Source organism: Pedobacter miscanthi (genome assembly GCF_032678605.1).
In the GTDB taxonomy this organism is placed as follows: domain Bacteria; phylum Bacteroidota; class Bacteroidia; order Sphingobacteriales; family Sphingobacteriaceae; genus Pedobacter; species Pedobacter miscanthi_A.
The window spans coordinates 201610-216723 of the sequence record NZ_JAVTSU010000012.1; the positions used below are offsets into that span (position 1 = coordinate 201610).

Consider the following 15114-nt stretch of genomic DNA (forward strand, 5'->3'; position numbering starts at 1 on the left):
GACTAATTCTAATGATTCTGCAAAGATGGGATTTTAACAGTTTTTAACAAAATTATTTAGACTAATTCTAGATAATTTAACGTTTGTAGCCTAATTCTTACAAATGTTCATTGTTTTAGTTGGTAAATCAAATTAACGTCGGTGTGACAAAAGAAAACACTTTTGTTTAGGTTGTAATGGTTTAAAAAGATAACTTTGCGGCTTCAAACCCACACAATGAGTGATCAGATAAAACACGAATGCGGAATCGCTTTTATTCGCCTGTTAAAACCACTTTCTTACTACCAGCAAAAGTACGGTACAGCACTTTACGGCCTTAACAAATTATACCTTTTAATGGAAAAACAGCATAACCGGGGCCAGGATGGCGCAGGTATTGCTACCATTAAACTGGATATGAAGCCGGGCAGTAGGTACATCAGCCGATACCGGAGCATGGCATCAAATGCGGTAGCTGATATCTTCGAATATGTACAGAACAAATTTGTTGATATCCAAGAAAACACACCTGAATTAATGCAGGATACAGAATGGCTCAAAAACAACGTAAGCTTTATCGGCGAGGTGTTAATGGGCCATTTGCGTTATGGTACACATGGTAAAAACAGCATCGAAAATTGCCACCCCTTTTTAAGGCAAAACAACTGGATGACGCGTAACCTGGTAATTGCCGGTAACTTTAACATGACTAATGTTGATGAGTTATTGGAGCAATTATACGAGTTGGGGCAGCATCCGAAAGAAAAAGCAGATACTGTAACGGTACTGGAAAAAATCGGCCACTTTTTGGACGATGAAAACCAGGAGCTTTTCGATCACTACAAAAAAGAAGGGCACGATAATGTGGCCATTACACATAAAATATCTGATAACCTGGATATTGCGAACATTCTTCGCCGCTCGGCCAAAACCTGGGATGGAGGTTATTCGATCTGTGGTATGGTAGGTAATGGAGATTCGTTTATTATGAGGGATCCGGCAGGTATCCGTCCGGCATATTACTATTACGATGATGAAATTGTGGTAGCAGCTTCTGAAAGGCCAGCTTTACAAACCGCATTTAATATCCAGTTTAAAGATGTTAAAGAGATTGATCCAGGTCATGCTTTAATTATCAAGAAAAACGGTGAGGTAAGCATGGAGCAGTTCCGCGAGCCTACCGAAAGATTATCATGTTCATTTGAACGCATCTATTTCTCAAAAGGAAGTGATGTAGAAATTTACCGCGAACGTAAACAACTTGGTCGTTTATTGAGCGATAAAATTCTTCAGGCCGTTAACTACGATTTAAAAAACACCGTATTCTCCTTTATCCCGAATACGGCAGAAGTAGCCTTTTTTGGAATGGTAGATGGTGTGCAGCAATATGTACGCAGGCACCAGAAAGATATCCTTTTACATAAAAAAGAAACATTAACGGATGAGCAGCTTGAAGATCTTTTGTCTTTAGCGCCACGCGTTGAAAAACTTGCTGTAAAAGATGTTAAACTGAGGACTTTTATTACCCAGGATGCTGATCGTAGCGAAATGGTGGCCCATGTTTATGATACCACTTACGGCATTATCAACAACCACAAGGATACTTTAGTGGCGTTAGACGATTCAATTGTTCGTGGTACTACATTAAAGCAAAGTATCATTAAAATTGTAGATCGTTTACATCCTAAGAAAATTATTATTGTTTCTTCTGCACCTCAGATCCGTTATCCTGATTGTTATGGGATCGATATGAGCAGAATGGGGCAGTTTGTGGCTTTCGATGCGGCGATTCAGTTACTTACTGAGCGTGGCATGTGGCAGGTAATTGAAGATGTTTATACCAAATGTAAAGCTTCGTTACTTTTACCGAAAGAGGAAATTGTAAACCACGTGAAGGAAATTTATAAACCATTTACCCCTGAAGAGATTTCGGCTAAAATTGCACAGATTATTACCCCAAAAGGTACTGTTGCCGAAGTTGAAGTAATTTACCAAAGTTTAGAGAACTTGCACGAGGCTTGTCCGAAAAACAAAGGTGACTGGTATTTCTCTGGAAATTACCCAACACCGGGTGGTAACAAAGTGGTAAATAAAGCTTTCGTTAACTGGAAAGAAGGAAATAACCAAAGGGCTTATTAATTCCTAAAATATTTTGAATAACAAATAGCTCATATTTTAATATGGGCTATTTTTTTGCGCTTGTTTTTACCACCGAGTACACTGAGTTTGCACAGAAAAGGATGCCCTTCGACTACGCTCAGGGTGACAAACGCGTGGTTATATTTTTGACCACAAAGGCACGAAGGCACAAAGAAGGATTTTTATAGTTGACCATTACCTTTGTTGATGCCCTCACTCCGCGGTTCGTGTCCTCATGAACCACTAGCACCGTGTTTTCAAACTAAACCTGACATTCGCGAAAAGCCCGCAACCCGATCCTTCATCGGGTGAGGACTTGCAGCATTTGGCAGGACTAACGCTTGATAGTAGCAGTTTACCTGCTTTTCAAAAACAAAAGAAAATTGATTAATCGATGTACCACTAGCTTTAATATCGCTATTTTCCGTATGATCTGTGGCTAAACATGCTCGGTGCGCTCTGTGATATTCTCTGTGAACTCAGTGGTAATAAAAACCTATGCGTAAAATTTCAGATAAGTTTTTACAATAAGCCAGCAGGCAAAGAAGATGATGACCACGCCTGCAATTTTATTGAGTTTCTTCAGCGCATCTTCTTTTATTTTATAGCGGAGTTTGCTGGAATAATAGCTTTTTGCCCCATCAATGCTTAATTGAGTAACCATGGCGATAAAAAAACAGACTAGTTTTTCGTTCAGCATGTTATTCAGTTTTACTGAAATGATTCCGCTAACAATGATCCAGAACATAAGGGTAGAAGGCGTGAGGATACACATGAAGAATCCTTTAATTACATAGCCCCTTTTGCTTACTTTTTGTAAAGTAGAGCTGTCGTAATGCACGGTTATTTTTGAAACCAGGTAATATATACCCACTGCTAACAAAAATAGGCCACCGATAGAGCCTACATATTTATCAAATTCTGCTTTGTAATCAACAAACTGACTGCCAAAAAGAACCAGGCCAATTAAAATCACATCGCTGATAATCACTCCTATGGCTAAAGAAAAACCAGCCTTAAAGCCTCTTTCTATGCTGGTTTTAATCATAGCAAAAAATACCGGTCCTGTTAAAAACGACGAAATAATCCCTGCACCTATACCTAATAAAATGGCTTCAAACATGCGTTTTTGTTTTTTACGATTTGCGAATATGCAATTTTATAGTTTAAACAACTAACATTATTACCATCTATTTTATTAGAATATGAAAAAAGAAAGAATAACATTTTTTAATTTAAAATTTTAAACGGTTTCTGAATAAAGTATTGGTAACAAAAAACAGAACGTTATAAAGTTAACGCTTTAGCTGGTTTGTTGTTTTAAAGCTTAGTGTCCGAAATACACTTATTTTGTTAATATGTATTGTTTATTGTTTTTTTTATTTATGTTTAGAGCCACTAAAACTAAATTTAAAAAATGAGTTCAGAACAAACACAAACCAAGTGGGGCCAGTTTATTCCCTTGGTCACGGTATTCTTTTTCTGGGGCTTTGTGGCCGCCAGTAATGATATCTTAATACCGGTATTTAAAAAAGCTTTTGATTTATCTCAGGCCGAAAGTCAATTGGTTTCGTTGGCATTTTACATAGCCTATACCGTGGGTGCTTTAATTTATAATGGTATTTCTGTCGTAATAGGACAAGATATCGTAAATAAACTGGGCTATAAAAATTCATTGGCACTCGGTTTGGTTATTTCTGCACTTGGAACTTTGTTGTTTTATCCTGCTGCAAACCTGCATTCATTTCCCTTAATGCTTTCGGGCTTATTTATTGTGGCGCTGGGTTTTTCATTACAACAAACGGTGGCCAATCCTTTGGCAATTGCATTAGGTCCTATTACCACTGGTTCGCAGCGCTTAACTTTAGCCGGTGGTATTAATAATTTTGGTACTACAATCGGTCCATTGATTGTGAGTTTTGCCATTTTTGGTTCTGCAGCAAATGCAAGTACCGATATCAGTATTGAAAGTGTTAAAATTCCTTACCTGATTTTGGGAGTAGCTTTTATCGCTGTGGCTATTTTCTTGAAATTATCTTCATTGCCTGATAGACCAACCCTGGTAGAAGCCTCAGCAGAAGATGCTAAATCGATTAAGGGATCTGCATTGAAATATCCGCAATTGGTATTGGGTATGATTGCTATCTTCGTTTATGTAGGCGTTGAAGTATCAACAGCAAGTAATTTACCTGCTTACATGGAAAAAGATCTTGGTTTCGCTATTAAAGATATTGCACCATATATCTCATTATACTGGGCAAGTATGATGATTGGTCGCTGGACAGGTGCTGTAGAAGCTTTTACGGATAAAGTGAGTACACAAAAAATATTGAGGTTTATTGCACCTTATTTAGCTTTCGGTATCTTTTTAGCCGTTAACGCTATTGCGAAACACGATTTGGCTCCTTTTTATGTGTATGCCTTGATTATCCTGGTATTAATTGTTGCTGATATGGCAAGTAAAGGTAATCCTGCACGTATGTTATTGATTTTTTCGGGTATCGGCATTACAGCGCTATTAATCGGTATGTTTACGACCGGTATGACGAGTGTTTACGCCATTACCAGTGTAGGTTTATTCTGCAGTACCTTATGGCCTTGCATCTTTACCTTAGCCGTAAGTGGTTTAGGTAAACACACTAGTCAGGGAAGTAGCTTTTTGATTATGATGATTATGGGCGGCGGTATCATTAGCTGGGCTCAGGGAGCAATATCCGAATTTACTGGTATCCAATACAGCTATGTGGTAGGTATTATCTGTTTCTCTTATTTAGCATTCTATGCCTGGAGAGTAAGTGGAATTTTAAGGTCTCAGGGAATTAGTTTCGACAAAAAACTTTCTGGCGGACATTAATTTTTAATAAAGTATTTTTGTAGCCACAGCGATTAAATGCGTTGTGGCTTTTTTAATTTTATACATGACTGACAAACCAAGTTTCGATTCTATATTTATGAATCTTGCCACCGATCTGGCTGCCCGTTCGCATTGCGTGCGTGCCCATGTTGGTGCTGTGTTGACAAAAGATACCCGTATTATTTCTATTGGTTACAATGGTCCGCCTGCTGGCACACATAACTGTGATGAGGAATGGCCTGACCAGGGTTGTGCACGTGATAGTAAAGGAAGCTGCTCATTAGCCTTGCATGCAGAGGAAAACGCAATCCTATACGCCTCTAAAAACGGATCGAAAATAGAAGGTTGTACTTTGTATACTACGTTATCTCCCTGTATTGCCTGTGCCCGGTTGATTTTATCGTCTGGGATTAAACTGGTGTACTATTCAAAATCTTATGCGGCTTACAAAGGTTTACCAAGCGATGAAGGTGTTGATTTTTTAAGGAAGTTTGGCGTAGAGGTTGTTTTGATAGAATCGTAGAGGTTCACTGGTCATTAAGTTCACTGGTCATTTGTTTATTGGTCATTGGTACCTTGGTGATTGGTAATTAGTAATTGGTCATTTGTTAATTAGGTTAATCGGTTAACTGTTTAATTGGTTAATTAACTTCGGATTAAGCCTTAATGTTCTTAATTCCTTAATGGTCAACAAATAAATTAGCTGCATAAATGGTTAACAGACTTCGGAGTACATCATGATAAAATTTCATCTTGACAACTTGACAAGTTTTGTTTATATTTGATTATAAAACTATTAGCTATGAAAACAATGTCGGTTGGAGAATTTAAAGCGCACTTTTCAGAAGTACTAGAAGATGTTAAAGCAGGTATTGGTGTTGCCGTAACTTATGGCAGAAAAAAAGAGGTTATTGGTTATTTTGTCCCAGAATCGGGTGAAAATAAGGGTAAAAGAAAACTGGGACCTTTAGAAGGTAAGGCTCAAGTGATTTTTAACGACGATTTTGCTATGACTGATGAAGAACTTTTAGGCCTATGATTTATCTGTTAGATACACATATGTTTTTATGGACAATAATTGATACAAAAAGAATTTCAGATCAAGCGCTGTCTATTATCGAAAATAATGAAAATAAAATTATTATAAGTGCGATCAGTCTTTGGGAAATATCTCTTAAATATGCACTAGGAAAACTTAATTTTATAGGTTTAAAGCCCAATGAATTAATGATCCATGCAAAAGATTTAGGTTTTGATTTAATGCCAGTTTCGCCAGAATCAGCAGCAAGCCATTACCAGTTAAATGCCACTTGGCACCGTGATCCTTTTGATAGAATGTTAATTTGGCAAGCTATTCAGAATGATATAACATTAATCAGCAAAGATGAAAACATTAACAAGTACCAGTCGGTAGGACTGAAGGTTATTTGGTAATGCTTGGGTTAATCGGTTAACTGTTCAAATTGGTTAATTGTACCTTCTACCCAATCCGTCCTCCTGAACTTGTTTCAGGATCCAATATCATGACGTTCATTTTTCATTAGCTTAATGAGCGCTGCCTTCCGAAGTTTATTTTTGGTGTAAGCATGGTGTAAGTTACGAGTGGTAAAGTATGGTAAATATAGGTAAAATGTGTGTACTAAAAATTAGTATATTGGTTTTGAAATAGTTTTACTACCATATTTCATTTATACTTATTTATACCTACCTTTGCGGATGCAAGAAAAAATCATTATCGTCGATTTTGGTTCGCAATTTACACAACTCATCGCTCGTAGGGTTCGCGAACTAAATATTTACTGTGAAATATATCCATATAACAATCTTCCTGAGGTTACGCCTGATGTAAAAGGTATCATCTTTTCAGGTAGTCCTTATTCTGTACGTCAGGAAGATGCACCTCAGATCGATTTATCTAAATACCATTTAAAATTTCCATTACTGGCTGTTTGTTATGGTGCACAATATATTGCCCAGCATTCGGGCGGTTCGGTTCAGCCATCTTCAACACGCGAATACGGTCGTGCCAACTTAAACTTTGTAAATCAGGAAAATAAATTATTTAAAGGTATCAACCTCGGGTCGCAGGTTTGGATGAGCCATGGTGATACCATTACAGATATCCCTGCAAATTTCGAACTGATTGCCAGTACCGATAGCGTAAAAGTGGCTGCATACCACATCAAAGATTCTGATACTTATGCCATCCAGTTCCATCCTGAGGTAACGCACAGTACTGATGGGAAAATCCTTTTAGAAAACTTTTTGGTTGATATCTGTGGCTGTAGTCAGGATTGGACTTCTGCTGCTTTTGTTGAAACTACCATTGCCGATATTAAAGCTACTGTAGGTAACGATAAAGTGGTATTGGCCCTTTCAGGTGGTGTTGATAGTAGTGTTGCTGCGGTACTTTTGCATAAAGCCATTGGTGCCAACCTGCACTGTATATTTGTTGATAATGGTTTATTGCGTAAAAACGAATATGAAAGTGTTTTAGAGCAGTACAAAGATTTCGGACTGAACATTAAAGGCGTTGATGCAAAAGATAAATTCTTAAGCCAACTGGCTGGGGTAGAAGATCCTGAAACAAAGCGTAAAATTATTGGCCGTGTTTTTATCGAAGTTTTCGATGAAGAATCTCATTTGATTCAGGATGTAAAATGGCTGGCACAAGGTACCATCTATCCTGATATCATCGAGTCAGTTTCAGTTAAAGGTCCTTCAGCAACCATTAAATCGCACCATAATGTTGGTGGCTTGCCAGATTTTATGAAACTTAAAGTGGTAGAACCACTTAAAACTTTATTTAAAGATGAAGTAAGAAGAGTTGGTACCGCTTTAGGTTTAGAATCGTTTATTTTAGGCCGTCACCCTTTCCCGGGTCCGGGCCTGGGTATCCGTATTATTGGCGAGGTAACTCCCGAAAAAGTAGCGATCTTACAGGATGCAGATAAAATTTATATCGATAACCTGAAAGAAGCTGGTCTTTACGATCAGGTGTGGCAGGCCGGTGCAATCTTTTTGCCGGTTAGATCTGTTGGTGTAATGGGTGATGAACGTACTTACGAAAATGTAATTGCATTAAGGGCTGTTGAATCATTAGATGGTATGACGGCAGATTGGTGCCACTTACCTTATCCGGTGCTGGCCAAAATCTCTAACGAAATCATCAATAAAGTTAAAGGCATTAATAGGGTAGTATACGATATTAGCTCTAAACCACCTGCAACTATCGAGTGGGAATAGTTTAGAGTGGTGAGTTTTCAGTTTGGGGTTCAAACTGCATAAAATAAATGTGATGCTAGCAAGGTGGAATAAACTTTGCTAGCATATTTTGTTAAAAACGATAGGTATGAATTTTAAGAAGCTTTATTGGTTGCCCGTTTTGTTTACATTGATTTTGGGTGCCTGTTCGCCTAAAATAAGAACGCCCAAACCTGAAACCAACAAACCAGCCGAGAAAGAAAAGCCAGCGGATAAAAAAACGATCAAAAAGTTCTCGCAGGCGAGCGTTTCTTTATTAGTTCCCTTTAAGTTGGATGAGTTAAACTTAAAAACGGCCACAAAAGCTGATATTGAGAAATATGCCATGCCCATCGATTTTTATCAGGGCTTTAAATTAGGTTTGGATTCTGCTGCAGCACAGGGTTTAAACTTTAAACTCAACGTTTTTGATACCCAGGATGATAATGCCCATATCGCTACGTTGTATAAAAATGAACGTTTTAAACAGAGCAATTTAATTATAGGTCCGGTATTTCCAGAGGGGTTAAAATTTATCGCCAATTACATCAAAGAAAACAATGCCACTATCGTTTCGCCTTTAGCTGCTACAGATCCGGGTGAGTTTAACAACCCCAATTTAGTATCGGTGGTGAATAATATCGGTTTGCATGGGAAAAAAATTGGTACTTATATCGCTAAAAACTTTAATCCTGCCAGCACCATTGTCGTGCTTATCAATCCGAAGAAAACGGAAGATGAAGCTTTTGCAGCCCCGATAAGAAGCTATTTCCAAAACAGTACGAAGTTTATTGTACAGGAATATGCCTCAGCCTATACTTTTGAAACCAAGATGATTAAAGGCAAACAATATGTGGTAATTGTAACTTCATCTGATCGTGCTTTTGTATTGCCAACGGTAGAAAAACTGTATAAATTAAAGAACCTGCCGGCAGGAGGATATGCTATTAACCTGTTTGGTCATCCAAATTGGGTAAAACAAAATTATCCGGCAGATAAACTGCAGGATCTGAACACCATCATCAGCTCATCCTACAAAATAGATTATAAAAACAGCGCGGTGGTTACCTTTATCAAAAAGTATCGTTACAGATATGGTTTCGAGCCTGGCGAGTACGCCTTTAAGGGTTTTGACATCGGTTATTACTTCGGCAAACTATTGGTAACCTATGGTGAAGATTATAAAGATTATATTGTAAAAGATAAATACAAAGGACTTCATAATAACTTTTCATTTATCCATGATGAAAAATTAGGCTATATTAACACCAGTTTAATGCTGTTGAAGTATAAAAACTTCGCCCTGAATATTGTTGAGTAATCCATCATTTCTTCCATTTTAATTATTGCATGAGAGCAGACCACCAGTTAAGAGCCTTTGAACAGATTTTAAGTAGTTATGATGGAAGTTTGCCCCTGCATCGCTTTCTGCCTGCTTATTTTAAGCAGCATAAGCAAATGGGCTCGTCTGACAGGAGATGGGCAACCCGGCATATCTATAGCTTTTTTAGGCTGGGTAAGGTTTTGCCTGCTTTGCCGAATGAAGAACGGTTGAGTATAGCTGATTTTCTATGTCACGATACTTTAAGCCAGATTGTAGAGAAAAATTTTCCAGATCTGATAGAGCGTATCACTTTGCCCCTGGAGGAGAAATTAAGCCTGATAAAAGCTAAATATCCTGACTTTGATAGAAAAGAAGTATATCCTTTTCATCCTGCACTTTCTGCAGATATCGATAAAGAAGCGTTTTTTGCTTCGTTCTTTAAGCAACCCGATCTTTTTATCAGGGTAGCAGCTGCTGATGCTAAACCAATCATTGGGAAATTAGCAGAAGAAAATATTGCAGTTAAGGTGATTACTGATACCTCTTTGGCCTTGCCCAATGGAACTAAACTCGAAACGATTCTAAAAGAAGGTAGTTATCAGGTTCAGGATTTATCTTCACAACATACTGGCGAATATTTTAAACCCAATAAATGGGATAAATGGTGGGATTGCTGTGCGGCATCGGGTGGAAAAAGCCTGCTTTTACATAGTTTAGAGCCAGTTATTGAACTTTTGGTTTCAGATTTGCGCGAAAGTGTATTGTTAAACCTCGATGAGCGTTTTCGCTTAGCAGGCATTAAGAAATACCATAAAAAGGAAATCGATTTGTTGCAGAATAACGATCAGATTTTGCACCATTATCAATTCGATGGCATTATTCTGGATGCACCTTGTACCGGTTCGGGAACGTGGGGGAGAACACCAGAAATGCTTACTTTTTTCGAAGAACGTAAAATTAACCAGTTTGCGGCCATCCAAAAGGGCATTGTACAGAATATTGTGAAATATTTAAAGCCGGGGAAACCATTAATTTATATTACCTGCTCTGCTTTTGCAAAAGAAAATGAAGAAGTTGTTCAGCATATTATTGATACGCTTCCATTAGAATTGGAAAAAATGGAATTGATTAAAGGTTATGGAAATCACGCCGATACAATGTTTGTGGCCAGATTGATCAGGAAAAGCCAGGATTAGGCAAGATTTAAAGATAGGATTTTTAAGATCGGGATGATTATAAAATTAAGTTAGCCTTATTAAGGTTTTTTTAAGCGACATTTTCCGCGCCATCGTCATGCTGAACTTGTTTCAGCATCTTTTCCGCAAAATAGACCCTGAAATAAAATCAGGGTGACGTTGTTGCATCTAGCCAATGCTAGGTATGCTCAAACCACGACCTAAAATTCTTTTTAAGGTACTTCACCGCTTCTATTAATACAGCGATGGCTCCAATAATTAAGGTATATTCTTCAAAGCTTTTCATAATATGAGCTTTTATCTTTAGATGAAGATACGCAATTATTGTTACAGTTTGATAAGAGGATTGTCAATTATATTGTATTTTTGTCATTGCGAGGAGGAACGATGAAGTAATCCTGCAACTATAGCAGCGATCGCTTTATGATTGCTTCATCGGCTGAAAAAGAGCCTTTTCGCAATGAGAACCTGAGGCGCGATGCGGAACGAACCCTCGTCCATATCCCACCTCCCATTTTCCATCCTTTAAAGCCCTGTATTATTTCTGAATAGCTTAATGGCAATGGCCAGTAAAATTACCCCGAAAGCTTTACGTAGGATATTTAAACCCGATTTTCCGAAAAGTTTTTCCAGTCTGTTGGTGTTTTTCAATACAAAATATACAAAAAGCATATTGAGGATAATCCCAACCAGAATATTCTGGGTATGGTATTCTGTTTTTAATGACAGTAGTGTGGTCATGGTTCCGGCTCCGGCAATTAATGGGAAAGCTAAGGGAACGATAGAAACTGTTTCTGGTGCTTCTTCTTTAAAAATGGTAAGGCCTAAAACCATTTCCATGGCAATAAAAAAGATGACAAATGAACCTGCAATCGCAAAAGATTCTACATCCAGACCGATTACTTTTAATAACGATTCTCCTACAAACAAAAAGAGGATCATTAAACCTGCGGCCACAAGTGATGCTTTTTCTGATTCGATATGGCCAGCCTTTCTACGCAGTTCGATTACCACTGGAATTGCTCCTAAAATATCGATAATTGCAAATAGCACCATCGTTGTCGATAGGATCTGGCTTAAGTTGAACTTCATAAAATCGAATTTCATAGCAGGACAATTTTAAGCAAAGGTAGCGGAATTTGCATTAAATTCTCAATTGTACAATTATTTATTAGAAATAGAACTGTGTTCTTAAAGTAAGTACATTATCTTTCCGGTCAGCAGTATAATCCTGAATCTGAGTCGACTCATTTCTAATGATATCGTAGTACAATACCGCCTTAAAGTGCGTATTAAAATGGTGTAATAAACCAAAGCCAAAAGTATCAAAACGGACATCGGCAGGAGAAAGTCCCCGGCTGCCCGAAATATCCATTCCTTTCACTTTCGTGTTTGGATCGTACCAGTCGTACTTTAAAATAAGCTGGTTATCGGTACTGTTTAGTGTTTGTATAAAAGTAATATAGGCACCATTAAAAGTTCTGGTATAATAGGGCAGGGCAATTGATTTATTGTCGACAGGGTATGAGCCCGGCGTAGTAGAATTGGTTGATGTACCGGTTTGCAAACCCGATACTACCTCGGCCCTCAGTTCCGATTTCCAGCTTTTGGTTTTGGTAGCCAGTTGGATGTCGGCACCATAATACCTTCTGGGTGCAACTTTGTTAATGGTCGTGGCAGAAGAGTCTTTAACCATGCTCCATTGATTGTTAATCCTGTCCATTTTATAACTTACGGGTAAACGATGGTTTAAGCCACCTTGTAGTGTACTGATACCACCTGCTATAGTGAAATTATTAAATGCATAAGTTTTGTGGCTCAGCCTGAAGATAAAATCCTTACTGTTATCAAATTCTGCAGGACCAGCTAAACCCTGACCGTTATAGATACCAAAATCCAATACAATGTTTTTAAGCTTTGCATCTTTCCAACGGGGATTTAAGGTGAAAGTAGCACCAAGATCGCGCTCTGTTTTCATTAAAATCTGCGACATACGGCCACGCTCAGGCGCTTCCCTTACGGAGGATGATAATTGAAGTTCATTCCCGAACGGACGGCCAGAAAGGCCCAGGGTAACGGCTAGTATTTTCCATTTGTTTTCGTAATAACGTCCCCAGAAATCCCTTACCGCAACACCTTGTTCTGTACCGTCAAACTGAAGCACAAAATAAGTAGATGGGGCACCATCATCTGTCAAAAGCATATAATCGGCCCTTAAACGTCCCCTTCTTAACCTGAAACGGTTATTGGTAAATTCGCCAAAATTTCCACCCTGATATTCTGCCTGGGTACCATTGGTTTGGGCCATTTGGAATTGCGGCTGTAAGTATCCGCTAAACGATAATGAACCATATTTTTTGGAGATAATAAGTAAATGGTTAACTGTTGTGGAGTCCATTACATCATTAATTGTTCTTTGGGCGTAGCTTATGGAAGAAAACAGCAGGAAAAAGACAATGATCAGAAGATATACCCTTTTTAATCTGGTCGAATAGCGGTTCATGTTATCGATTTTTTGCAAAGGTAGTTTTATTAACAATTAATTAACATAAAAAAAGCCCCAACTTTATGTTAGGGCTCTAAATATTGTCAATAAACGGGTTGTTTATTTCGCCTGGATAGATTTAAGGTTCATTATCCTAAATCCATAAATAATTAAGTGTAAAACAGCGAAAGCCAGAGAGAAATAATATAATCCAAAATCAGCTGTTGTTTTAGGATCTAATTCTGCAGCCTGTAACGATAAATGGTGGTGTACCAATGCTACTACTACCAATAGCGCAGCTAAAATTAAACCAACATACGATACCACTTTATTGCTTCTGATTAAGGTAGTAACCTTATTGTCTGATAGTGCACTGTTTTTAATCCCGTAGAATAGGTAAACGTTAATACCGATGATCATCCACACCAATAAACGAACCCAGGTATCTAATGGTAAAAACACCATCATGCCTAAACATACCACCACACCAAGAATTGGAATTAAAGGTACCAAAGGCACTTTAAATGCCCTAGGTAAATCAGGCATGCGTTTTCTTAAAATTACGATACCGATACATACCAAGATAAAGGCGAATAATGTTCCGATACTGGTCATTTCTCCTACAACGCGGGCCGGTACAAATGCAGCAAATAAACTCACGAAAACCATGAACAATAAATTGCTTTTTGACGGCGTACCGAATTTAGAGTGAACACTAGAGAATACTTTTGGCAATAAACCATCTTTACTCATTGAGAAGAATACCCTCGACTGGCCCATTAACATCACCATAATTACAGATGAGTAACCACCTAATATAGCTAAGATAATGGCTTTGTTTAACCAAGGATAAGCAGGGGTAACCACACCAGCAGCATTTTTCGCGCCCATGTTATCAATAGCAACCGCTACCGGAGCAATCCCATCCTGACCGCTAAACAGATCGTAGTTGGCTACGCCCGTCATTACGTGTGCAAATAAGATATATAATACGGTACAGATTACTAAAGAAACAAGAATACCGATTGGCATATCTTTTTTAGGGTTTTTAGCCTCTTGTGCAGCTGTAGAAACCGCATCGAAGCCGATATAGGCAAAGAATACAATTGCTGCGGCCCTGATTACACCACCCCATCCATTCGTGAAGAAATCTAAGTGACCTGGTTTATCTGCAGGGATAAAATATGGTGTATAGTTCTCCGTATTGATATACTTCCAACCTAAAATAATAAAGATAAATACGATTACAACCTTAATACCTACAATAATACCATTTACAAAAGCTGACTCTTTAGTTCCTTTGATCAGGATTAACGACATTAACACCACTATAAAGATGGCAGGAAGATTAAGAATTCCGGAAACTGTAGTGCCATCTGCTAAAATTGCAGTATCAAATGGCGACATCACCATCTGCGCGGGGAGATGTATATCAAAGTACCCGAGAAACTTGACCAGGTACCTGCTCCAGCTAATGGATACTGTAGCTGCACCAACGGCATATTCTAGTACCAAATCCCAACCAATAATCCATGCTACAAACTCACCCATGGTAGCATAAGAATAAGTGTAAGCACTACCAGCTACAGGGATCATTGATGCAAATTCAGCATAACATAAGCCTGCAAAAGCACATCCGATAGCAGCAATAATAAAGGAAATTGTAATTGCCGGACCTGCATTATTTGCAGCGGCCGAACCAGTGATAGAGAATAATCCGGCACCAATAATGGCTCCAATCCCCAATGCAACCAAACTGGTAGGCCCTAAGGTCCGCTTGAGCGTCCCTTCTCCACTTTGTTGTGCTTCTTGTGTAAGTAAGTCAATAGACTTTCTAAAATTCATAAATAAAAGTTTAGTTAAAGTGTTTTATAGTTTTATGGTAATAATAAAT

The 15114-nt window shown here is 38.2% G+C and carries 12 protein-coding genes; 8 read left to right on the plus strand and 4 right to left on the minus strand.

All coding sequences use genetic code 11. The annotated features are described in order from the left end of the window. Positions 1–216: 216 nt before the first annotated feature. Positions 217–2118, plus strand: coding sequence for an amidophosphoribosyltransferase (locus R2R28_RS18740; RefSeq protein WP_316827212.1), 1902 nt, complete (start codon positions 217–219; stop codon positions 2116–2118). A gap of 496 nt (positions 2119–2614) precedes the next feature. Here the strand turns inward: R2R28_RS18740 and R2R28_RS18745 are convergent, their stop codons facing one another. Next, positions 2615–3241, minus strand: a complete 627-nt coding sequence (locus tag R2R28_RS18745; RefSeq protein ID WP_316827213.1) for a LysE family translocator — start codon at positions 3239–3241, stop codon at positions 2615–2617. Positions 3242–3535: 294 nt separating this feature from the next. Here R2R28_RS18745 and R2R28_RS18750 point away from each other — a divergent pair, with 294 nt between their 5' ends. The 7 genes from R2R28_RS18750 to R2R28_RS18780 all read left to right on the plus strand — a co-directional run bounded on the left by R2R28_RS18750 (position 3536) and on the right by R2R28_RS18780 (position 10735). Beyond that, on the plus strand, positions 3536–4972 hold the full coding sequence (locus tag R2R28_RS18750) for an MFS transporter (protein ID WP_316827214.1): 1437 nt from the start codon (positions 3536–3538) through the stop codon (positions 4970–4972). 64 nt (positions 4973–5036) lie between these two features. Continuing rightward, complete coding sequence (locus R2R28_RS18755; protein ID WP_316827215.1) at positions 5037–5495, plus strand: dCMP deaminase family protein; 459 nt, start codon at positions 5037–5039, stop codon at positions 5493–5495. A gap of 279 nt (positions 5496–5774) precedes the next feature. Further along, on the plus strand, positions 5775–6011 hold the full coding sequence (locus R2R28_RS18760; protein ID WP_316827216.1) for a prevent-host-death protein: 237 nt from the start codon (positions 5775–5777) through the stop codon (positions 6009–6011). Next, a complete protein-coding gene (locus R2R28_RS18765) occupies positions 6008–6406 on the plus strand; it encodes a type II toxin-antitoxin system VapC family toxin (RefSeq protein ID WP_316827217.1) in 399 nt (132 codons plus the stop codon). Before R2R28_RS18760 ends, R2R28_RS18765 begins: the two co-directional genes overlap by 4 nt. Positions 6407–6688: 282 nt before the next feature. Then, positions 6689–8218 (plus strand): glutamine-hydrolyzing GMP synthase, encoded by a 1530-nt coding sequence (gene guaA, locus R2R28_RS18770; protein ID WP_316827218.1) that lies wholly within the window; start codon positions 6689–6691, stop codon positions 8216–8218. Positions 8219–8324: 106 nt separating this feature from the next. Further along, entirely contained in the window at positions 8325–9536 is a 1212-nt protein-coding gene (locus R2R28_RS18775) for an amino acid ABC transporter substrate-binding protein (protein WP_316827219.1), read from the plus strand. Positions 9537–9565: 29 nt separating this feature from the next. Continuing rightward, complete coding sequence (locus tag R2R28_RS18780; RefSeq protein ID WP_316827220.1) at positions 9566–10735, plus strand: RsmB/NOP family class I SAM-dependent RNA methyltransferase; 1170 nt, start codon at positions 9566–9568, stop codon at positions 10733–10735. A 525-nt stretch (positions 10736–11260) separates the two neighbouring features. Here the strand turns inward: R2R28_RS18780 and R2R28_RS18785 are convergent. From R2R28_RS18785 to R2R28_RS18795, 3 genes are all read right to left on the minus strand, one after another. Then, positions 11261–11827 carry a MarC family protein gene (locus tag R2R28_RS18785; RefSeq protein WP_183768734.1) on the minus strand — a complete coding sequence of 189 codons (567 nt, stop codon included), beginning with the start codon at positions 11825–11827 and terminating at the stop codon, positions 11261–11263. Positions 11828–11906: 79 nt separating this feature from the next. Beyond that, positions 11907–13238, minus strand: a complete 1332-nt coding sequence (locus R2R28_RS18790) for a porin (protein ID WP_316827221.1) — start codon at positions 13236–13238, stop codon at positions 11907–11909. 102 nt (positions 13239–13340) lie between these two features. Continuing rightward, entirely contained in the window at positions 13341–15065 is a 1725-nt protein-coding gene (locus R2R28_RS18795; protein WP_316827222.1) for an amino acid permease, read from the minus strand. Between the last annotated feature and the right edge of the window lie 49 nt (positions 15066–15114).